Here is a 248-nt window from a genome sequence, read left to right as displayed (position 1 = left end):
GGCGCGCTGCGTCGTGTGGTCGAGCCGCTGGGCTATCTGATCGAGATCGTCGAGTGGTTCCAGACGGTGCCCGAGGGCGTGCCGGGCACCTTCGCGCTGAAGGTCGGCGTGCTGGACACCGGTATCACCGAGGAAATGTATCAGGAACTGGAGCGCCTGATCGACGATGCCAAGCCCGTCACGCGGCACCTGACCGGGCTGGCCATCAGTCTGGAAACCCAAGGCAATTTAGACATTGCCGTATCCCT

General features: G+C 62.9%; 1 protein-coding gene. It reads left to right on the top strand.

Going from position 1 to position 248, the window contains the following annotated elements; all coding sequences use genetic code 11:
* The coding region (locus tag AACY19_RS27725) for a phage tail protein I (RefSeq protein ID WP_339454680.1) at positions 1 to 248 on the top strand (248 nt) is incomplete at both ends.

This window comes from Pseudomonas sp. EA_5y_Pfl2_R50 (assembly GCF_963970475.1).
Taxonomy (GTDB): domain Bacteria; phylum Pseudomonadota; class Gammaproteobacteria; order Pseudomonadales; family Pseudomonadaceae; genus Aquipseudomonas.
This window is presented reverse-complemented; position numbering and strand designations above follow the sequence as displayed.